This window comes from Nocardioides islandensis (assembly GCF_015352455.1).
Lineage (GTDB): Bacteria > Actinomycetota > Actinomycetes > Propionibacteriales > Nocardioidaceae > Nocardioides > Nocardioides islandensis.
Map to the genome: position 1 here is coordinate 64,374 of NZ_JADKPN010000008.1, position 19,227 is coordinate 83,600.

Below are 19,227 nucleotides of genomic sequence, written 5' to 3' on the forward strand. Positions count from 1 at the left end.
GTGCCGCAGGCGCAACTCGGACGTACCGGAGGCGCAACTCGACTCAGGGAAGGGGCTCGGCGAGGTTCGTACCCCGCCAGGCACCGAAGACGCGGAGGACCTGGCCGGGGGCGGTACGGGTCATCAGGGACGCGCCGGGGCGGGCGCCGTACTCGACGGTGAGGGCGAAGCCGGGGAAGCGGTGGTTGTACCAGCCCGTCATCGTGCCGTGGCAGACACCGCCGCAGTCGAGGGTGGTGGTCGGGAGGCCGAGCATCCGGGCGACCCGGCGCGCGAACGCCGGGCGCTCGACGGCGACGTCGACGCCGTGCAGGGGCTGGTGGAACGACAGGATGTAGTCGGGCCGGACCTTCCCCAGGAACCGCATCATCGCGCGGGTCTCCGGCTCCGAGGCGGGCTTCGGGCCGGAGTAGTAGGAGCCGCCGAGGGGCGCCCAGTGGTACGGGTAGTTGCGGTTGAGGTCGACGCCGCGGGCGTTGCGGCGCGTCCCGCGGGCGAGGCCGTCCGGGTTGTACGCCGGCACCACCCACAGGTCGATGCCGTGCACGGTCTTGCCGTCGCGCAGGGTCCGCAGGATCGCGGTCGGCGCGGCCTCGTTGCCGTGCATGCCGGCGACCAGCACCACCTTCGGCTTGCGCGTCTCGCCGAGGTGCCAGGCCACGATCGGCCGGCCGGCGACCGAGCGGCCGATCTCGACCGAGGCGTACGCCGCCCTGGGTGCGCGCGACTCGACGGCGGAGGCCGGCGGGCCCAGGAGGACGACCCCGGAGACCGCGAGGCCCAGCCCGAGCTTCAGCCCGAGCTTCAGCCCGAGGTTCAGCGCGAGACGTAGAACCACGTGAACACCAGCACGCCGACGAACATCCCGACGTGCCCGAGGATCGAGAGCCCCGGTCCCTCGGACCAGGTGTCGTCGCGCGCGCCGGTGGCGTGCTTGCCCCGGGACGGCAGCCAGCGCAGCAGGATCAGCAGGCCCGCCAGGGCGGTGAGCCACCAGAACGCCAGCGCCACCACGCCGACCAGGTCGCTCGCGCCGACGAGGTAGACCACCCACCCGACCAGCGCCAGGACGCCGCAGAAGGTGTGGACGTTGAGGATCCCGAGACCCACCTGGTGCCGCCCGGCGGCGGAGTCCTTCATCAGCCGGATCCGGGTCAGCGCCACGACGACGGCTGCCAAGAAGGTCAGCACGTACACGACGTACTCGGGTTTCACGGCCAGCAGTCTGCCTCAATCGGCGGTCGCGTCGTCCTCGACGCGCGCCGCTCCGGGGTCGGGGGTGTCCCGATCCTCCATCTCCCGGGCCAGCCGGTCCAGCAGCGCGTCGACCTCCGACATGCGGTAGCCGCGGAACGCCAGCGAGAACCGGACCGTCCGCAGGTCGTCGCCGACGAGCGTGCGGTCGCGCGGGACGAGGACGTCGGGCCGGTCGTCGTACTCCCGGGACATCGGTGTGCCGCGTCCCGCGGCGACCATGGCGATGCCGCCCATCGCCAGCACGACGAGGATCGCGAAGAACCACATCACCGGGGCATCACTCCCCCACTCATCGGCGTCCTCGTTCCTGGGCCAGCCGCTCGTCGCGGGCCGCGACCATCACGGCCACCGCCTCGTCGACGTCGTCGGTGAGCTGGAGCATGTCGATGTCGCTCTGCTTGACCGTGCCCCGATCGAGCGCGGTGTCGCGCAGCCAGCCGAGCAGCCCGGACCAGTACGTCGTGCCGAGGAGCACGACCGGGAACGACGTGACCTTCCCCGTCTGCGCGAGGGTGAGCGCCTCGAAGAGCTCGTCCAGCGTGCCGAAGCCACCGGGCAGCACGATGAAGCCCTGGCTGTACTTGACGAACATCGTCTTGCGGGCGAAGAAGTAGCGGAAGTTGACCCCGATGTCGGACCACTGGTTGAGCCCCGACTCGAAGGGCAGCTCGATGCCCAGCCCCACGCTGACGCCGCCGGCCTCGCTGGCGCCCTTGTTGGCGGCCTCCATCGAGCCCGGGCCGCCGCCGGTGATCACCGCGAACCCGGCCTCGACCAGAGCCCGGCCGACCGCCTCGGCCTGGTCGTACGGCTCGTGGCCGGGGTGGGTGCGCGCAGACCCGAACACGGCGATCGCCGGCCCGAGCTCGGCCAGCGCCCCGAACCCCTCGATGAACTCCGCCTGGATCCGCATCACCCGCCACGGATCCGTGTGGATCCAGTCGGAGGGGCCTCTGGAATCCAGAAGGCGCTGGTCCGTGGTGCCCTCGTCGATCTGATCTCGACGCTGGACGACGGGGCCCTTGGTCTTGCTCTTCACCACCAGCTCAGCCTCCCAGCCCAACGGAGGGCCCAACGGAGGGCCCAGCGGTCAGCCAGGTCCGCAGGACCGACTCGCAGCGGTGCACCTGCTCGACCGGCACGTACTCCTCCTGCTTGTGCGCCAGCATCGGGTCACCGGGGCCGAAGTTCACCGCGGGCACGCCGAGGGCGGAGAACCGCGCCACGTCGGTCCACCCGAACTTCGGGTTGACCTCACCGCCGACGGCCTCGACGAACTCCTTCGCCGCCGGCCGGTCCAGCCCGGGCAGCGCGCCCGGGGCCGAGTCGGTGACCACGGTCTCGAAGCCCGAGAAGAACTCCCGGACGTACGCCGCGGCCTCGGCCTCGCTGCGGTCCGGGGCGAACCGGTAGTTGACCGAGACGGTGCAGACGTCGGGCAGCACGTTGCCGGCCACCCCGCCGGTGATGCCCACGGCGTTGAGGCCCTCGTGGTACTCCAGCCCGTCGATCACCGGCATCCGCGCCTGGTAGGCGTTCAGCCGGTCCAGGATCTCGCCGGCCCGGTGGATCGCGTTCACGCCCATCCAGGAGCGAGCCGAGTGGGCGCGCTCGCCCCGGGCCGTCACGTCGACGCGCAGGGTGCCCTGGCAGCCGCCCTCGATGACCGCGTCGGAGGGTTCCATCAGGATCGCGAAGTCGGCGGCCAGCAGGTCCGGGTCGCTCTGGGAGAGCAGGTGCAGCCCGTTGTACTCGGTCTCGATCTCCTCGGACTCGTAGAAGAGATAGGTGAGGTCCCGGTTGGGCGCGGGCACGGTGGCGGCGAGCTTGAGCATGACCGCGACGCCGCCCTTCATGTCGCACGTGCCGAGCCCACGCAGGACCTCCCGGCCATCCTGCTGGCCGTGCACGGCCGGCAGGTTGTCGTTCAGCGGCACGGTGTCGAGGTGACCGGCGATGACGACCCGCTCACCGCGACCCGAAGAGTTGTCGAGCGCCGTGCGCGCGACGACGGTGTTGCCGTGCCGCGAGACCTCCAGGTGTGCGAGCGGGCGCAGCACGGCCTCCACCGCGTCGGCGATGCGCTGCTCGTTGCGGCTCACCGACTCGATGTTCACCAGCTGCTCGAGCAGCGCGACCGTGTCGCCGGAGACATCGAGCGACAGGTCTAGAGCCTGGTCCGGGGGCATGGCCGTCATCTTGTCAGGCACGTAGGCTCCTGCCTGGTCTCGGGCGCGTCTCGGGAGGGGGAAGATCGTGCTGACGCTGCTGGTGGGGCTCGTCCTGGTCCGCGTGTTCGTCGCGGGCGAGGTACGGCGCGCCCGGCACTCGGGTCTGCCGCTCCCCGACCAGCTGGCCCGCATCCGCGCGACCAGCAGCATCCCCGCCTCCCTCGGACTCGGCCTCGGCGTCATCTGCGCGGGCGAGGTGCTGCTCGAGGTGCCGGCGCTGCGCGAGGCCTGGGCGTTGAGCGCCGCCCTCGCGGCCTTCCTGTTCCGCCTCTGCGCGACGGCGGTCTGGCTGGACGCGATGGTGGTCGCGATCCACCGGTTGAGCGGAGCCGAGACGCCGTACGGCCCGGCCATGGCGCGGGCGCTGCGCGTCGTCGTCGTGCAGCTGCTCCCGCGGTACCTCGTGCCGGGCGTGCTCGTCCAGGTGCTCGACCAGGGCGTGTCAGGCTTCCAGCTCACGCTGCTGTACCTCGGCTTCGTGCTGGTCCTCGTCGTCGGCGCCCCGCTGCTGCACCGGCTCGGCGAGGCAACCCGGGAGCCGACGCCCGAGGAGGCGGCGGTCATCCGGCGGCTCTCGGCGAACTACGGGCTGCACATGGACCGGATCCGGGTCGAGCGGGACGGTCGCAACGCCCGCGTCGCGGGTGCCGGGCCGAGTGCCCGCATCTTCGTCGGCGAGCTGGTGCTCGCCGGTCCGGAGGACCAGCTCGCCGCGGTGCTCGCGCACGAGGCGGCCCACCGCGACCGCCACCACATCGCGTGGCGGATCGGCTGGACGGTGCTGTCGACGGTGCTGATGGTGCTGTGCGCCCTGACGCTGCTCCCCGCCGCGGTCGACCACGGGGACGGCGCGCTGCTGCTCAGCCTGGCGGTCGTCGTCCTGCTGCCGCTCCTCCGCCACCTCGTCCTCGGCCTGCTGCAGGTGAGCCAGGAGCTCGACGCCGACGCGTACGCCGCGTCGCGCGTCGGCGCCGAACCGCTCGCGCGCTACCTGGTCCAGTTCGACGACGGCATCCCGCTGGGCGGACGCGGCGGGCTGAGGTACCGCCTGCGCACCGCCCACCCGACGCTCGCCGAGAGGCTGGACAACCTCAAGCTCGCTGCAGCTCGATGACCGGGTGCTCGACGTCGGAGACCTCGACGTCGAGCGAGGTGGCCAGCGTCTCGGCGGAGATCAGGTCGCGGTGAGCCCGGGCGGCGTCGGCCACCTCGGCGCGGGCCGCCACCGTCAGCACGATCCGGTCGGACACGGCCAGGCCGGCGTCGCGCCGCGCCTGCTGGACGGCCCGCACCAGGTCGCGGGCCACACCCTCGGCCTCGAGCTCGGGCGTGAGCGCGGTGTCCAGCACCACGAACCCGCCCCGCGGCAGCATCCCCGTCGCGGCGCCCTCGTCGCCGCCGGCCACGGTGTCGAGGGTGTACTCGCCGTCCTCCAGCACCAGCCCCCCGGCGGTGACCTTGCCGTCCGCGCCGACCGACCAGTCGCCCGACTTCGAGCCCTTGATCGCGGTCTGCACGTCCTTGCCCAGCCGAGGACCCGCGGCCCGCGCGTTGACCGTGAGCCGCTGGGAGACGCCGTACGACGCGGCGTCGGGGTGGGTGGCCTCGAGCAGCCGCACGGACTTCACGTTCAGCTCGTCGGCCACGATCGGCTCGAAGCCGGCCAGCTCCTCAGCGCCCGCGACGACGATCGTCATCTCGGCGAGCGGCAGGCGGTTGCGCAGCCCGGCGCCCTTGCGCAGCGCCGATCCCGCCGAGCAGACCTCACGCACCTGGTCCATCGCGGTGACGAGGCCGTCGTCGGCGGGCAGCTCGTCGGCGTCGGGCCAGTCGGTCAGGTGCACCGACCGCTCGCCGGTCAGCCCGCGCCAGATCTCCTCGGTCGTCAGCGGCAGCAGCGGCGCGGTCGCGCGGGCGACCACCTCGAGCACAGTGAAGAGCGTGTCGAAGGCGTCGCGGTTGGAGTCGGTGAGCTCGCCCGACGCCCAGAAGCGCTCGCGTGAGCGACGGATGTACCAGTTCGACAGCACGTCGAGGAAGGACCGCGTCGAGTCGCACGCGTTGGCGATCTCGTAGTCGTCCAGCTGACGCGTCATGTCCGCGACGTACTGGTGCGCCTTGGCCAGCAGGTACCGGTCCAGCGGGTCGGCGGAGTCGGTCCGCCGCTGGGCGGTGTAGCCGGCCGCGTTGGCGTACAGCGCGAAGAAGTACCAGCAGTTCCACAACGGGATCAGCACCTGCCGCACGCCCTCGCGGATGTTCCGCTCGGTGACGATGAGGTTGCCGCCGCGCAGGATCGGGCTGGACATCAGGAACCAGCGCATCGCGTCGGCCCCGTCGCGGTCGAACACCTCGCGCACGTCGGGGTAGTTGCGCAGCGACTTGCTCATCTTCTGGCCGTCGGAGCCGAGCACGATGCCGTGGCTGACGCAGGTCTCGAACGCCGGCCGCTCGAAGATCGCCGACGCCAGGACGTGCATCGTGTAGAACCAGCCCCGCGTCTGGCCGATGTACTCGACGATGAAGTCGCCCGGGAAGTGGTGCTCGAACCACTCGGTGTTGTCGAACGGGTAGTGCACCTGGGCGAAGCTCATCGAACCTGACTCGAACCAGCAGTCCATGACGTCGGTGACACGCCTCATCGTCGAGCGACCGGTCGGGTCGTCCGGGTTCGGACGCGTCAGGTCGTCGATGAACGGCCGGTGCAGGTTGTCCGGTCGCACCCCGAAGTCGCGCTCGAGCTCGTCGAGCGAGCCGTAGACGTCGACCCGTGGGTACGCCGGGTCGTCGCTGCGCCAGACGGGGATCGGGCTGCCCCAGAAGCGGTTGCGCGAGATCGACCAGTCGCGGGTGTTCTCCAGCCACTTGCCGAACTGGCCGTCCTTGACGTGCTCCGGCACCCAGCGGATCTGCTGGTTGAGGTCGAGCATCCGGTCGCGGATCTTCGTGGTCGAGACGAACCACGACGACACCGCCATGTAGATCAGCGGCTCGCGGCAGCGCCAGCAGTGCGGGTAGGAGTGCTCGTAGGACTCGCGGCGGAGCAGGACGGTGCCCGGCGTCACCGATCCCGTGTCGCTCGCCGGGTCTCGTGACGGTTGCTGCGCAACCTCCTCGACCAGCGGCCGACGCGTCATGGCGCGCAGGTGGTCGATGATCGCAAGGTTCGCCTCGAAGACGTGCAGGCCGGCGTAGTCGACGACCGGCGCCGTGAACTTCCCGCCCTTGTCGACCGGCACGACGGGCTCGATGCCCTCCCGGTCGGTGACGACCTTGTCCTCCTCACCGAACGCGCCGGCGGTGTGCACCAGGCCGGTGCCGTCCTCGGTGGTGACGATGTCGGCCTCGACGACGCGGAACGCCCGCTCGTGCCCGAGGTAGTAGGACATCGGCGGCGTGTAGGTGCTCTCCAGCAGCTCGGCACCGGAGAGTCTCTGGAGGACCTCGGGCGACTCCCCCAGCTCCTTGGCGTACGCCGGGAGGCGGGCCGCCGCGAGCAGGTACCGCTCCGGCGTACCGGTGAAGTCCGACTCCACCACGACGTACTCGATGTCCAGGCCGACCATGACCGCGAGGTTGGCCGCCAGCGTCCACGGGGTCGTCGTCCAGATCAGCGCCAGCGCGCCCTCGGCCGGGCCGCTGGTCAGTCGCAGGCCGACGGTGACGGCCGGGTCGACGCGCGGCTGGTAGACGTCCTCGTCCATCCGCAGCTCGTGGTTGGAGAGGGGCGTCTCGTCGTTCCAGCAGTAGGGCAGGACGCGGAAGCCCTCGTAGGCCAGTCCCTTGTCGTACAGCTCCTTGAAGGCCCACATGACGCTCTCCATGTAGGTGAGGTCGAGGGTCTTGTAGTCGTTGTCGAAGTCCACCCAGCGCGCCTGGCGGGTGACGTAGTCGCGCCACTCACCGGTGTACTCGAACACCGACTTGCGGCACTCGTCGTTGAAGCGCTCGATGCCGAGGTCGAGGATCTCCTCGGTCGTCTTCATGCCGAGCTGGCGCATCGCCTCGAGCTCGGCCGGCAGCCCGTGGGTGTCCCAGCCGAAGCGGCGCTCGACGCGGCGGCCGCGCATCGTCTGGTACCGCGGCACCAGGTCCTTGACGTACCCGGTCAACAGGTGGCCGTAGTGCGGCAGCCCGTTGGCGAACGGCGGGCCGTCGTAGAAGACGAACTCGTTGTCGCCGTCGGTGCCGGCGTCGCGCTGGTCGACGCTGGCCTGGAAGGTGCCGTCCTGCTCCCAGTACGCCAGCACCGCCTCCTCGACCGCCGGGAAGGACGGGCTCGACGGGACGCCGGCGCCCTCTCCGTCCGGGGCCGGGGTGTGGGAGACCTGGGGGTAGGCCATCGGGGTTCGCTCCTCGTGTTCGTCGCCGATCCACGAGGACGACTCACGCCGCGGTACCACCTCGCTTGCCACCCAGGTTCGGGTGACCGCTCGTTCACGGCTGTGACGGGCCTACCCGTCCGGTTCTACTGAGGGCCTTGCGACCCCGTTCTTCCGGAGGCTCGCCGCTGATGACGGCTCGAACGCCTGTGGTCGCCAGCGTACGGCGTCCGGGTACGGCGGACGAATCATTACCGCTGGTCGAGGAGGGATGCTGAGACGAACACTGGCCCGTCACGAGACCCGGTGAGCTGGCTCAGGGACGCCGGCCCCGCACCCGCCAGTTGCCGAAGGGGCCGCGGCCCGCCTCGACGTCGACGAACCCGGCGTCGGCGAACTCTGCGACCAGCTCGTCGGCGGTGCGGTCCGGGACACCCCACGAGCCGAGGACGACGCGGAACACCGACCGCTCGCGGGCCATCCGGCCACGCGGGTCCGCGGCGAGCTCCTCCGGGTCGCCGAGCAGCGGCGCCTCGAGGAGTCCCCCGCTCCTCAGGCTGCGCAGCATCGTCGCCAGGGCCGGTCCCCGGCCGGCCTCGGCGAAGAAGAACTGGCTCCAGTAGCCACGGTCGAACGCGTCCGGCCGGTCGAAGGCAGCGGCGTCGGTGGTGACGACCTCGAACCGGTCCGTCAGCCCCAGCGCCACGGTCCGGCGCCGGGCCTCGGCGGCGAGGTCCTCGGACAGCTCGATCCCGACCGCGGTCATGCCGGGCAGCGCCTGCAGCATCGCGAGCACCCGGCCCGCGACGCCGCAGCCGAGCTCGAGCAGGCTGCCGCCCGTGCGCAGGACGTCGTACGACGGGTCGCGGCCCAGCGCCGCTCCCATGCCGGCGACCAGTCCGGGCGCGAACGGGTCCGGCGAGATGCCGCGGGCGAAGCTGAGCCGCTGCTCCGACGACATCGTCCAGTAGTCGACCCGCCCGCCGAACGCCCGCAGCAGCGCCCGCTCGACGTCGGAGGACTCCAGGAGCGACTCCAGGGGCGACATCGCGGTGTCGCCCGTCAGCACCATCCACGGCGCCGACAGCCGGTAGCCGTCCCCCGAGCGCTCCACCACCTCGTTGAGCTCCAGCGCCTCGACCAGGGAGGCGACCGCGACCGCGGGCAGCCCGGTCGCCGCGGCCAGGTCCGGCGCGGTGGACGGTTCCCTGAGGGCCGTCAGCAGGCCGCGCTCCTGCGCGACGTGGACCAGGTCCAGCACGCCCCGCGCGAGGAGGAGCGGCCCGAGGACCGCGTCGTGGGCGTCGTCGAAGGAGAGCTCGTCGGCGCCCACCTCAGGACCGCAGCATCGGCGGGTGGAGGAGGCGGGCCGGGCCGCGGAGGTACAGGCGCGCCGGCCTCCCGCCCCCGCGCGTGGTGGTCTCGTCGGTCGGCTCGACGAAGCCCTCGGCCGAGGAGACCTTGCGGTGGAAGTTGCGCGCGTCCGGCTCGCGGCCCCAGACCGCGCCGTACACCGCGCGCAGCTCGTTGATCGTGAACGGCTCGGGGATGAGCATCGCGCCGAGCGAGGTGTACTCCAGCTTGGCCCGGGCGCGCTCGACCCCGTCGCGCAGGATCGCGGCGTGGTCGAAGGCCAGAGTCCGGCTGCGGAGCAGGGAGTCGACCGGCTTCCAGGCAGCGGCGTCGGCGTCCGACCCGGCCGTGGGTTCGCCGGGATCGGGGACGAGAGCCAGGTAGGCGACGCTGACCACCCGGCCGCGCGGGTCCCGGTCCGGCTGCCCGTAGCTGCGCAGCTGCTCGAGGTGGGTCCGCATGCTGCCGATCCCCGCCTCCTCGGACAGCTCCCGGACAGCGGCGTCCACCAGGTCCTCGCGCTCGAGCACGAACCCGCCCGGCAGCGCCCACCGCCCGGCGAACGGATCGAGCTTGCGGCGGATCGTCAGCGCGAGGAACTCGCCCACCCGGACGGTCAGGACCACCAGGTCCACGGTCACGTGCATCGGCGCCACCATGCCGCGGATCATAACCGTCAAATTGACGACAAGTCACGCGGCGCACTATCGTCAGACTGACGATAAAGAGAAGAGGAGATGGTCACCATGGCCGAGATCCGTCACTACCCGTTTGTCAGTCACCTCCGCTCGGACCCGACGACATGGGTCCAGCACCAGCACGGCGGGAAGGTACGCCGTGCCGGGGCCGGCCAGTCGTTCTGGTTCCAGCCCCGAACCGCGGCCCTGGCCGAGGTCCCGCTGGAGGACCGCGAGCAGACCGTCCTCTTCCACGCCCGCACCTCCGACTTCCAGGACGTCACCGTCGCCTCGACGGTCACCTTCCGGGTCGAGGACCCGACGGTCGCGGTCACCCGGACCGACTTCGCCATCTCGCCACGGTCGGGCGCGTGGCGGTCGGCCCCCCTCGAGACCCTCGGCGGCCTGATGAGCGAGCTGGCCCAGCAGCCGGCGGTCGAGCTGATCGGCGGGATGGACCTCGAGCAGGCACTGGCCCACGGGATCGGGCCGATCCGCACCACGGTGGCCGCGGCGCTCGCGGCCGACTCCCGTCTCCGGGAGCGCGGCCTGGTCGTCACCGACGTCCGCGTCGTCTCGGTGCGCACCGACCCCGACGTCGAGCGCGCCCTCCAGGTCGAGACCCGCGAGCGGATCCAGACCGAGGCGGACAAGGCGACCTACGAGCGCCGGGCGCTGGCCGTCGAGCGCGAGTCCGCGATCGCGGAGAACGAGCTCGCCAGCAAGATCGAGATCGCCCGCCGCGAGGAGGAGCTGGTCACCCAGCGCGGCCGCAACGAGCAGCTCGAGGCCGAGACCACGGCCTCCGCCAAGCGCACCGTCGGCCAGGCCGAGGCGGACAACCAGGCCGCGCTGCTGGCGGCGTACGACGCCGTCGACCGCGAGACCCTGCTCGCCCTCGCCCTCAAGGACGTCGCGGCGAACCTCCCGCACATCGAGAACCTCACCGTCACCCCCGACGTGCTCACCGAGGCGCTCGCGCGGCTCACGGGAGGGGCGCGTCGAGGAGGAGGGTCATGACCCTCGCACCGCGGGCGATCCTCGTGCACCGCCGCTCGGAGTACGACGAGCTGGTCGCGCGGCACGGCACCGCCCGCCAGGTCGAGTTCTTCCTGGCGCAGCGGGGCCGGTCGCTCGCGGAGGTCCGGGACCGGGACGAGCGGCTGCGCGAGGCCCTGCGCCAGGTCGCGGCGGTCATCCCGGCTACCTGGCGGCGCGGCGAGGTCGAACGGGCGGACCTCAGCCGGTTCGCGTTCGCACCCGAGGACGTCGTGCTGGTCGTCGGGCAGGACGGGCTGGTGGCGAACGTCGCCAAGTACGTCGACGGCCAGCCCGTCGTCGGCTTCGACCCCGAGCCGGGTCGCAACCCCGGCGTGCTCGTGCCGCACGCCCCGGAGGCAGCCGGCGCCGCCATCCTCCGGGCGGTCCACGGCTCGTGCCTGGAGCTGACCATGGTGGAGGCGACCTCGGACACCGGCGAGTCGGTGCGGGCCCTCAACGAGGTGTACATCGGCCAGCCCGGCCACCAGTCGGCCCGCTACGAGCTGAGGGTCGGCGGCGGCAGCGAGCTGCAGTCGTCGAGCGGGCTGCTCGTCGGCACCGGCACCGGGGCGACCGGGTGGCTGCGCTCGGCCTGGCAGGAGCGGCACAGCCTGCTCGCGCTCCCGGGTCGCGCCGACAGGAGCCTGGCGTGGTTCGTGCGGGAGGCGTGGCCCAGCCCGGCCACGGGTACGTCACTCACCGAGGGCCTGGTCGCCCGCGACGGAGCGCTCGAGGTGGTGTCCGCCTCGGACCTGCTGGTGTGCTTCGGCGACGGCATCGAGGCCGATGCCCTGCGGCTCGCCTGGGGACAGCGGCTCACCGTCCGGGTCGCCGAGACGACCCTGCGGCTCGTGGTGTAGCCCTCAGGCGGTGCCGTCCATCACGCCGCACGAGCTCATCGTGTGCTTGACCAGGATCGGGTGGTGGGCCGGAGCACGGTGCTGGGCCGGGGCCGCGGAGGCCGAGGCGCCCCAGGTGACGGAGGCCAGCACCATGACGGCGACCGCGAGGGTGCGACGTACGCGCATGCTCGCCACGGTACGCCCGCTGCGCCTGGGCGGAAACCCGTTGCTCCTCCCGCCCGGCGTCGGCTGGGCTGGAGGGCATGAGCGACATGTGGCTGGACCCCGCCGACGACCCCCGCGACACCGACCTCGTGCCCCGGGGTGAGAAGGCCGTGCTGACCGAGTACCTGCGGACCTACCGGCTGACCCTGGAGCTGAAGTGCCAGGACCTGGACGCCGAGCAGCTGGCCCGGAGGTCGGTGCCCCCGTCCACCATGTCGCTGCTCGGGCTGGTCCGGCATCTCGCAGACGTCGAGCACAAGTGGTTCCAGCGGGTGCTCACGGGTCGGGACGTGCCGAGGCTCTACGAGTCGCCCGACGACGCCGACCTCGACTTCAACGGCGCGGTCGCCGAGCAGGCGGTCGTCGACGACGCGTTCGCCACCTGGCGCGAGCAGGTGCACCTCGCCGAGGAGTACCTCGCGGGCGTGGAGGACCTCGGCGCGACCGTGTCGCACCACGGCGACGACGTCGAGATCCGCGACATCGTGGTGCACATGGTCGAGGAGTACGCCCGCCACTGCGGTCACGCCGACCTGCTGCGGGAGTGCATCGACGGCCGCACCGGTCAGTAGGTCTGGCCAGTGGGGCGTCCCCGTAGCCTTGCCGCGTGACTGAGCACTCGACCGCCTGGGGACTCGGCCTCGCCACCGTGGCCGACGACGGGGCCGTCCTGGACGTGTGGTTCCCGGCGCCGGCGCTCGGCGAGCCGACCTCCGAGGGGGACCCAGACCTGCGGGCGAGGCTCGAGGCGCTGGCCGGCCCCGACACCGCGCGCCGGGTGACCCGAGAGGTACGCACGGTCACCGCCGACCTGCGGGCACCGGCGACCACGACCGAGGACATGTGGCTGCGGCTGCACCTGCTGTCCCACCGCCTGGTGCGGCCGCACACGTTGGTGATGGACGGCGCCTTCGCGCTCCTCACCAACGTCGTGTGGACCAGCGCCGGACCGTGCGCGGTCGACGGCTTCGAAGAGACCCGGGCCCGGCTCCAGGCCGCGGGTCAGCGGGTCATGGTCTTCGGCATCGACAAGTTCCCGCGGATGGTCGACTACGTCGTGCCCAGCGGCGTCCGCATCGCCGACGGCGACCGCGTGCGCCTCGGCGCCCACCTGGCCCCCGGCACGACCGTCATGCACGAGGGCTTCGTCAACTACAACGCCGGCACGCTGGGCACCTGCATGATCGAGGGCCGGGTCTCGGCCGGCGTCGTGGTCGGCGACGGCTCGGACATCGGGGGCGGCGCCTCGGTCATGGGCACCCTCTCCGGCGGCGGCAAGCAGGTCGTCTCGATCGGGGAGCGCTGCCTGCTCGGGGCGAACGCCGGGATCGGCATCTCCCTCGGCGACGACTGCGTCGTCGAGGCCGGCTGCTACGTCACGGCCGGCACCAAGGTCACTCTCCCCGACGGCACGGTCGTCAAGGCGCTCGAGCTGTCCGGGTCCGACCACGTCCTGTTCCGCCGCAACTCCGTGACCGGCACGATCGAGGCGGTGCCGTGGAAGGCCGGCCGGATCGAGCTGAACGCCGCCCTGCACTCGAACTGACGGACGGCACCTGACCGCGTGACCCGTCGTCTCCTCGTCGTCCTCGTCGCCGCCGCGCTCGCCTTCGGTGGTGCGGCCGCGTTCGTGACCTGGCACGACGGCTCGTTGCCGCCCCTGCTGCCGCCCGTGGAGGAGTGCCAGGCGCAGGTGGACGGCCACAGCGTCGAGCTGGACCTCGAGCAGTCCGGCAACGCGGCGCTGATCGCGGCCCTCTCGGTCCGGCGCGGGATGCCGGCCCGGGCCGCCACGATCGCCCTCGCCGCGGCGTACCAGGAGTCGGACCTGCGCAACCTCGAGTACGGCGACCGCGACTCGCTCGGCCTGTTCCAGCAGCGCCCGTCGCAGGGCTGGGGCACCCGGGCCCAGATCCTGGACCCGTACCACTCGATCAACGCGTTCTACGACGCGCTGGCGAAGGTCGACGGGTACACGTCCCTGCCGGTCACCGAGGCGGCGCAGGAGGTGCAGCGGTCGGGGTTCCCGGGGGCGTACGCCGACCACGAGGAGGACGCCCGCGTGCTCGCGTCGGCGCTGACCGGCAACTCGCCGGGTGCGTTCTGGTGCACCGTCGACGACGACCGGCCCACGCAGTCGGCCGACCTCGACGAGGCCGGGCTGACCCGGCGGGCGGCCGAGGTACGGGCGGACCTGACGCGGACGTTCGGCGGGCTGCCGCTGGGCGGGTTCGCCCCCGGCGGCGTCACCGACGGCCACATGCCCGGCTCCGCGCACTACGAGGGACGGGCGATCGACGTCTTCGTGCGCCCGGTCTCCCCCGCCAACAAGCGGCTGGGCTGGGCGATCGCCGGCTACCTGGTCGGGCAGGCCGACCGGCTGGGCATCGCCACGGTCATCTTCGACGACCGGGTCTGGCGGGTCACCCGCTCGTCGGAGGGGTGGCTCGACTACCGCGTGCCGAGCGGTTCCACCGGTGACCGCAGCATCCTCGAGCACCGCGACCACGTGCACGTGGACGTCGCTCCCTGAGCCCCTCGCGGGGCCCGGATCGGGTCCGCGACACCGCGTTGACAGGCGTTGCCACGCTCAGAACTCGCCGGGAGGCGTGGTGGTCTGGACCAGTGACAAGCCGTTTGCCTGAATGTGACGACTCCCGTGGCACTACCGTCGCGACACGACGAAATCAGCAGCCGATAGGGCTACACAGCCCCTATCTCGCAGGCTAACTTTCTCTTCAACGCCGAGGAGGGGGCTTTTCGGCAAGCGGGGGGGTGATTGGGAACATGCAGAGTTCCACGATCTTGACGATGGGAACTGCGCTCAACCGAGCGCACGATCACGACGCAATAGTGGAGGTGCTGGTCGGGGGCCAGTGGCTGACCGGGGTCGTCGCGGGAGTGGACGGGTACGGAGTGGTACTCGTGGACGCCCAGAACGACCACTCGGTAGTACGGATGGACGCGATCAGCGCCGTTCGTGTGCCGGGCCGGCTGGCCGAGCACCAGATCGAGGCGCGAGACCTGTACGACGCCTCGGTCTGCTGAGAGAGGCGCATGTTCTTCACAAGGCTGTGGCGCCCGTCTGGGGGGGCGGGCGCCGCGGCTCTTTTTCCGTGCAATTCCCGGTGAATTCCCGGAAACGAGCCGATATCCGCGAGACCTAGGTCCGCCGATATCGGCTCGGTGCATTTCCGGCCAGGGTTCTCGCGCGCGGGCCGCGACGACCTGCGACTTTACCGAGTGCTTTACCGGGTGCTTTACCTGGACCTTTACCAGCGCCTTCACCTCGGCCTTTGCCAGCCCGTTACCGGGTCCTTGACCCCGAGGTCTGTCCGCTGGTTGCCAAGCGCTGTGCCGCCGTGGCCGCCCGCTCGTCGGTGACCGTCAGGGCCACCCGCACGTGCTCACGCCCGGCGGCCCCGTAGAAGGCCCCGGGCGCGACCAGCATCCCGAGCTCGGCCAGGGCGTCGACGGTGGCCCAGCAGTCCTCACCGCGGGTCGCCCACAGGTACAGCGACGCCTCGGAGTGGTCGATCCGGAACCCCGCGCCCTCCAGCGCCGGCCGCAGCAGCGCGCGCCGGGCGGCGTACCGCTCCCGCTGCTCGTCCACGTGCGCGTCGTCGGCCAGGGCGGCCGCCATGGCGACCTGCTGCGGTCCGGGCAGGATCAGGCCGAGGTTCTTGCGGACCTCGAGCAGCTCGGTGACCAGGTCCGGGTCCCCGGCGACGAACGCGCACCGGTAGCCGGCGAGGTTGCTGCGCTTGCTCAGCGAGTGGACGGCCAGGATGCCGTCCGGCGAGCCGCCGCAGACGTCCGGGTGCAGCACGGAGACCGGCTGGGTCTCCCAGCCGAGCTCGACGTAGCACTCGTCGGAGACCAGTACCGTGCCGCGCTCGCGGCACCACTCCACGACCTTGCGGAGGTGGTCGACCGGCAGCACCCGGCCGGTGGGGTTCGAGGGCGAGTTCAGCCAGAGCATCGCCGGTCGCTCGGGACCGATCGCGGTGAGCGAGTCGGCGGCGAGGGTGCGGGCGCCGGCGAGCAGCGCGCCGACGTCGTAGGTCGGGTACGCGAGCTCGGGATACACGACCAGGTCGCCGGGGCCGACGCCCAGGTGGAGGGCCAGGCTCGCGACCATCTCCTTGGAGCCGATGCTCGGGATCACGGCGTCGAGCCCGAGGCCGGTCACGCCGAGGCGGCGCTCCATCCAGCCGAGGGCGGCCGCGCGGGTCTCGGTCCGGCCGATCGTGACGGGGTACCCCGGGCTGTCCGCGGCGTCCGCGAGCGCGCGCCGTACGGACTCGGGCGTCGGGTCCACGGGCGTGCCCACCGACAGGTCGACGATGCCGTCGGGGTGCGCGCGGGCGCGCTCGGCCGCGGGGGCGAGCTTGTCCCAGGGGAAGTCAGGGAGTCTCTGGGAGACCCGCTGGCGCACTACTCGTCGTGCTCTTGGGGCGGCAGGGCCGCGACGAGCTCGTGGTCGTGGTCGATCTCGCCGAGCTTGGCCGCGCCACCGGGCGAGCCGAGGTCGTCGAAGAAGTGGACGTTGGCGTCGTAGTAGGCCTTCCACTCCTCCGGGGTGTCGTCCTCGTAGAAGATCGCCTCGACCGGGCAGACGGGCTCGCAGGCGCCGCAGTCGACGCACTCGTCGGGGTGGATGTACAGCATCCGCTTGCCCTCGTAGATGCAGTCGACGGGACACTCGTCGACGCAGGCCCGGTCCTTCAGGTCGACGCACGGCTGGGCGATGACGTAGGTCACCCTGTTCCTCCTGTTACAGACCACACTGGTGGGCGAGACGGTGTCGCGGGCTCTGCCGTTGACTGGCCCCAGCCTAGTCTTTGCCCGTGCCGACCTCCGCCCAGGCCCGTTCCTTGGGCCCGCATGTCGTGGGGAGTCGGATCGTGGTCCGGCGCGTGCTGCCGGGCGAGACGGGCCCGTCCGGCGGCCCGGCGATGACCGACCTGCTCGGCGTGTGCGTGGCGTGGGGCGACGGCCTGTGCGTGGTGTCGCCGGACGCGGGCGGGCCCGACGTCGCGATCCCGGTCGCCGACATCGTGTCCGGCAAGCCCGTCCCGCCCCGGCCCTCACCACGGCTGCGGGTGTCGCCGCGGGATGCGCAGGTGCGGGCGTTCACGCTCTTCCCCGACCTCGAGGTGCGCGAGGTCGACGGCCCGTCCGGCTGGCTGCTCCGGTCGTCGGCGACCGCCACCGCCCGGCGGGCCAACTCCGTGCTCGCGTTCCCCGGTGGGGGTGAGTACGGCGGGGTGGAGGTCGCCGGGGTCGAGGCGCACTACGCGGCGCTGGGCAAGCCACCGGTCGCCGCGGTGCTCGGCACCTCGGACGAGCGGCGCTACTTCGAGGAGCTGGGCTGGGTGCCCGAGAGCCATGACGCCGACACCCTGTTCCAGCTCGCCCCGGTGGCCACCGCCGCCCGTGCCGTCGCGTCGGTGGACGTCTCCGCGGTGGTCATCACCCTGGACGGCGGGATCGCCACCGCCTGCCTCCCCGGCGCCGCCCAGGGCCACGCGGCGTACGCCGACGACTGGGTCGGCTTCCGCGGCATCGAGGTCGCCCCGCTCCGGCGCCGCCAGGGCCTCGCCCGCACGATCATGGCCGCGCTCCTCGCCTGGTCCGCCGAGCTCGGCGCCACCACGGCGTACCTCCAGGTCCTCGGCGACAACTCACCTGCCCTCGCGCTGTACGAGTCGCTCGGCTTCACGACCCACCACCAGTACGCGTACCTGACGCCCGGGCGCTGAACCCGGGGCCGTCGGTCCTGCGACGGGAGGTCGGTTGCCTCTGCCCCCCGACCGACGGACGTCGCAACCTGGTGGTGCACCGCCATCTGACCTGCGGCGGCGCTCGACATGGAACGAGGTGAGGTCATGCACAGGTGGCTCGCTCGCCCTCCAGGGGCTCTGGCGCTCGTGGTCGGCGGCCTGCTGACGATGGGCACGGTCGGTGGGACGTCGTCGGCCATCGCGGTGGCCGACGATGCGGTGGTCGGCGGTGCCGCGGCGGCCGCCCCGGGCCACATCATCGGGACCGTCACCGACTCGGGCGGCCAGCCGCTCGCCGGTGTGATGGTCGGCGTCTGGACCCTCCCGCCGCCGGGCCAGGGCGCCTCGGTCTATTCGAAGCTCACCGACGCGACGGGCGGGTACGACATCTTCATGAACGACGGCACCTACCGGGTGTCGTTCGACGATCCCTCCGGCGCGTACGCGACCGAGTACTACGACAACAAGCTCGACATGGAGACGTCCGACCCGGTCGCGGCGAGCAGCGCCGGGGCGACGACGGGGATCGACGCGTCGCTCGCACCCGCGGCCGTCCTCTCGGGACGACTCACCCATCCTGACGGGACGCCCGTCACCAAGGGCATGGTCGTCGTCTACCGGCTGGTCGGTGGCGCCTACAAGTGGCGTGCGAACGCCTACCTGGACGGGACCGGCGCCTACCGTGCGGCCGGCCTCCAGGCCGGCACCTACCGCCTAGGGTTCCACGACGCCATCTGGCAGGTCGACGAGTACTGGAACGACGCGGGCACCCTGGAGAGCGCCGCTCCGATTGCCGTCGCCGTAGGCCAGCAGGTGAGTGGCCTCGACGCGGTGCTGGACCCTGCGCAGGGACCGCTGGCCATCAGGAACGTGCTTCCCCCCGACATCCTGGGAAGGCCGCGGGTCGGCGAGGAGCTCACCGCCACGCCAGGCTCCTGGGTGCCCGCCGGTGTGAGCGTGACCTACCAGTGGCAGTCCAAAGGAGTGGCGATCCCGGGAGCGACCGGATCGACGTTCAGACCGACGGCGGCGGACATCGGCAGGACCATCCGCGTGCGCGTGACCGCTTCCCAACCGGGCTACTGGATCGGCTACGCGCAGTCGGAGTCGACGGCGATGGTGAAGCCGGGTGTGATCCACAACAGCGAGTCGCCCAGGATCAGGGGCGTCCTGCGGGTGGGACAGAAGATCAAGGTCACGTCTGGCCAGTGGCAGCCACAGCAGGTCAAGCTGCACTACCAGTGGTTCGCCGGACACACGAAGATCCGCGGCGCCACCAAACGCACCCTCGTCATCGGCTCGCAGCTGGTCGGCCAGCGTCTGAGTGTCCGCGTGAAGGCCTCGGCCTCCGGGTACGAGCCACTCCGGGTCAGGACTCGGCGCAGTGCCGAGGTCGAGCGCTGACGAATCGGTGTGGCGGCGCGCCTGGGGCGTCCGTACGCTTGGCCCCGACACCGGTGAGGCCTGACAACCCTCGCTCGAGAGAGGAGCCG

20 protein-coding genes are annotated in these 19,227 nt (G+C 72.0%); 9 read left to right on the top strand and 11 right to left on the bottom strand.

Going from position 1 to position 19,227, the window contains the following annotated elements:
* Window positions 1-43: 43 nt before the first annotated feature.
* Genes ISU07_RS13890 through dapE form a run of 5 tightly spaced genes read right to left on the bottom strand, consistent with a single transcriptional unit; the run spans window position 44 to window position 3,446 of the window.
* Complete coding sequence (locus ISU07_RS13890) at window positions 44-838, bottom strand: DUF2817 domain-containing protein (protein ID WP_194707404.1); 795 nt, start codon at window positions 836-838, stop codon at window positions 44-46.
* Window positions 817-1,215 (bottom strand): hypothetical protein, encoded by a 399-nt coding sequence (locus ISU07_RS13895; RefSeq protein WP_194707405.1) that lies wholly within the window; start codon window positions 1,213-1,215, stop codon window positions 817-819. The genes ISU07_RS13890 and ISU07_RS13895 overlap by 22 nt, the downstream gene beginning before the upstream one ends.
* A gap of 15 nt (window positions 1,216-1,230) precedes the next feature.
* Window positions 1,231-1,524: a DivIVA domain-containing protein gene (locus tag ISU07_RS13900; RefSeq protein ID WP_194707536.1), complete on the bottom strand. Its 294-nt coding sequence runs from the start codon at window positions 1,522-1,524 to the stop codon at window positions 1,231-1,233.
* Window positions 1,525-1,546: 22 nt separating this feature from the next.
* Window positions 1,547-2,299 (bottom strand): LOG family protein, encoded by a 753-nt coding sequence (locus tag ISU07_RS13905; protein ID WP_194707406.1) that lies wholly within the window; start codon window positions 2,297-2,299, stop codon window positions 1,547-1,549.
* Window positions 2,300-2,303: 4 nt separating this feature from the next.
* A complete protein-coding gene (gene dapE / locus ISU07_RS13910; RefSeq protein WP_194707537.1) occupies window positions 2,304-3,446 on the bottom strand; it encodes a succinyl-diaminopimelate desuccinylase in 1,143 nt (380 codons plus the stop codon).
* A gap of 67 nt (window positions 3,447-3,513) precedes the next feature.
* On the opposite strand from dapE, the gene ISU07_RS13915 reads away from it, so the two are divergent.
* Complete coding sequence (locus ISU07_RS13915) at window positions 3,514-4,602, top strand: M48 family metalloprotease (RefSeq protein WP_194707407.1); 1,089 nt, start codon at window positions 3,514-3,516, stop codon at window positions 4,600-4,602.
* Here ISU07_RS13915 and ileS read toward each other — a convergent pair.
* The 3 genes from ileS to ISU07_RS13930 all read right to left on the bottom strand — a co-directional run bounded on the left by ileS (window position 4,580) and on the right by ISU07_RS13930 (window position 9,822).
* Window positions 4,580-7,831, bottom strand: a complete 3,252-nt coding sequence (ileS, locus tag ISU07_RS13920; RefSeq protein ID WP_194707408.1) for an isoleucine--tRNA ligase — start codon at window positions 7,829-7,831, stop codon at window positions 4,580-4,582. The two genes, ISU07_RS13915 and ileS, sit on opposite strands and share 23 nt — an antisense overlap.
* 295 nt (window positions 7,832-8,126) lie before the next feature.
* Window positions 8,127-9,143 (bottom strand): methyltransferase domain-containing protein, encoded by a 1,017-nt coding sequence (locus tag ISU07_RS24830; RefSeq protein ID WP_194707409.1) that lies wholly within the window; start codon window positions 9,141-9,143, stop codon window positions 8,127-8,129.
* A 1-nt stretch (window position 9,144) separates the two neighbouring features.
* Window positions 9,145-9,822 carry an NUDIX hydrolase gene (locus tag ISU07_RS13930; protein WP_228521901.1) on the bottom strand — a complete coding sequence of 226 codons (678 nt, stop codon included), beginning with the start codon at window positions 9,820-9,822 and terminating at the stop codon, window positions 9,145-9,147.
* An 87-nt stretch (window positions 9,823-9,909) separates the two neighbouring features.
* Between ISU07_RS13930 and ISU07_RS13935 the strand changes: the two genes are divergently transcribed.
* Window positions 9,910-10,860, top strand: coding sequence for an SPFH domain-containing protein (locus ISU07_RS13935; RefSeq protein WP_194707410.1), 951 nt, complete (start codon window positions 9,910-9,912; stop codon window positions 10,858-10,860).
* A complete protein-coding gene (locus tag ISU07_RS13940) occupies window positions 10,857-11,741 on the top strand; it encodes a diacylglycerol kinase catalytic domain-containing protein (protein ID WP_194707411.1) in 885 nt (294 codons plus the stop codon). The genes ISU07_RS13935 and ISU07_RS13940 overlap by 4 nt, the downstream gene beginning before the upstream one ends.
* Before the next feature lie 3 nt (window positions 11,742-11,744).
* Here the strand turns inward: ISU07_RS13940 and ISU07_RS13945 are convergent, their stop codons facing one another.
* The gene (locus tag ISU07_RS13945; protein ID WP_194707412.1) at window positions 11,745-11,909 is read right to left on the bottom strand and encodes a hypothetical protein; all 165 of its coding nucleotides are present in this window, start codon (window positions 11,907-11,909) and stop codon (window positions 11,745-11,747) included.
* 77 nt (window positions 11,910-11,986) lie between these two features.
* Between ISU07_RS13945 and ISU07_RS13950 the strand changes: the two genes are divergently transcribed.
* The 4 genes from ISU07_RS13950 to ISU07_RS13965 all read left to right on the top strand — a co-directional run bounded on the left by ISU07_RS13950 (window position 11,987) and on the right by ISU07_RS13965 (window position 14,996).
* A complete protein-coding gene (locus tag ISU07_RS13950) occupies window positions 11,987-12,520 on the top strand; it encodes a DinB family protein (RefSeq protein ID WP_228521902.1) in 534 nt (177 codons plus the stop codon).
* Window positions 12,521-12,555: 35 nt separating this feature from the next.
* Entirely contained in the window at window positions 12,556-13,494 is a 939-nt protein-coding gene (gene dapD, locus ISU07_RS13955) for a 2,3,4,5-tetrahydropyridine-2,6-dicarboxylate N-succinyltransferase (protein ID WP_194707413.1), read from the top strand.
* An 18-nt stretch (window positions 13,495-13,512) separates the two neighbouring features.
* Complete coding sequence (locus tag ISU07_RS13960; protein ID WP_194707414.1) at window positions 13,513-14,481, top strand: hypothetical protein; 969 nt, start codon at window positions 13,513-13,515, stop codon at window positions 14,479-14,481.
* A gap of 320 nt (window positions 14,482-14,801) precedes the next feature.
* Window positions 14,802-14,996 (top strand): hypothetical protein, encoded by a 195-nt coding sequence (locus tag ISU07_RS13965; protein ID WP_194707415.1) that lies wholly within the window; start codon window positions 14,802-14,804, stop codon window positions 14,994-14,996.
* A 259-nt stretch (window positions 14,997-15,255) separates the two neighbouring features.
* Here ISU07_RS13965 and dapC read toward each other — a convergent pair whose 3' ends face one another.
* The gene (gene dapC, locus ISU07_RS13970; RefSeq protein WP_194707416.1) at window positions 15,256-16,386 is read right to left on the bottom strand and encodes a succinyldiaminopimelate transaminase; all 1,131 of its coding nucleotides are present in this window, start codon (window positions 16,384-16,386) and stop codon (window positions 15,256-15,258) included.
* Entirely contained in the window at window positions 16,386-16,712 is a 327-nt protein-coding gene (fdxA, locus tag ISU07_RS13975) for a ferredoxin (RefSeq protein WP_194707417.1), read from the bottom strand. The genes dapC and fdxA overlap by 1 nt, the downstream gene beginning before the upstream one ends.
* 86 nt (window positions 16,713-16,798) lie before the next feature.
* Between fdxA and ISU07_RS13980 the strand changes: the two genes are divergently transcribed.
* Both ISU07_RS13980 and ISU07_RS13985 read left to right on the top strand, forming a co-directional pair.
* Window positions 16,799-17,713, top strand: coding sequence for a GNAT family N-acetyltransferase (locus ISU07_RS13980; protein ID WP_194707418.1), 915 nt, complete (start codon window positions 16,799-16,801; stop codon window positions 17,711-17,713).
* Between the two features lie 126 nt (window positions 17,714-17,839).
* Window positions 17,840-19,138, top strand: coding sequence for a carboxypeptidase-like regulatory domain-containing protein (locus tag ISU07_RS13985; protein ID WP_194707419.1), 1,299 nt, complete (start codon window positions 17,840-17,842; stop codon window positions 19,136-19,138).
* The last annotated feature ends 89 nt before the right edge of the window (window positions 19,139-19,227 follow it).

What these genes read in the sequence shown, in the direction of transcription:
- ISU07_RS13900 (WP_194707536.1), bottom strand. Translation starts at nt 1,524, where the DNA reads ATGTGGTTCTTCGCGATCCTCGTCGTGCTGGCGATGGGCGGCATCGCC.
- dapE (WP_194707537.1), bottom strand. Translation starts at nt 3,446, where the DNA reads ATGCCCCCGGACCAGGCTCTAGACCTGTCGCTCGATGTCTCCGGCGAC.
- ileS (WP_194707408.1), bottom strand. Translation starts at nt 7,831, where the DNA reads ATGGCCTACCCCCAGGTCTCCCACACCCCGGCCCCGGACGGAGAGGGC.
- ISU07_RS13930 (WP_228521901.1), bottom strand. Translation starts at nt 9,822, where the DNA reads ATGGTGGCGCCGATGCACGTGACCGTGGACCTGGTGGTCCTGACCGTC.
- ISU07_RS13935 (WP_194707410.1), top strand. Translation starts at nt 9,910, where the DNA reads ATGGCCGAGATCCGTCACTACCCGTTTGTCAGTCACCTCCGCTCGGAC.
- ISU07_RS13940 (WP_194707411.1), top strand. Translation starts at nt 10,857, where the DNA reads ATGACCCTCGCACCGCGGGCGATCCTCGTGCACCGCCGCTCGGAGTAC.
- ISU07_RS13945 (WP_194707412.1), bottom strand. Translation starts at nt 11,909, where the DNA reads ATGCGCGTACGTCGCACCCTCGCGGTCGCCGTCATGGTGCTGGCCTCC.
- ISU07_RS13950 (WP_228521902.1), top strand. Translation starts at nt 11,987, where the DNA reads ATGAGCGACATGTGGCTGGACCCCGCCGACGACCCCCGCGACACCGAC.
- ISU07_RS13985 (WP_194707419.1), top strand. Translation starts at nt 17,840, where the DNA reads ATGCACAGGTGGCTCGCTCGCCCTCCAGGGGCTCTGGCGCTCGTGGTC.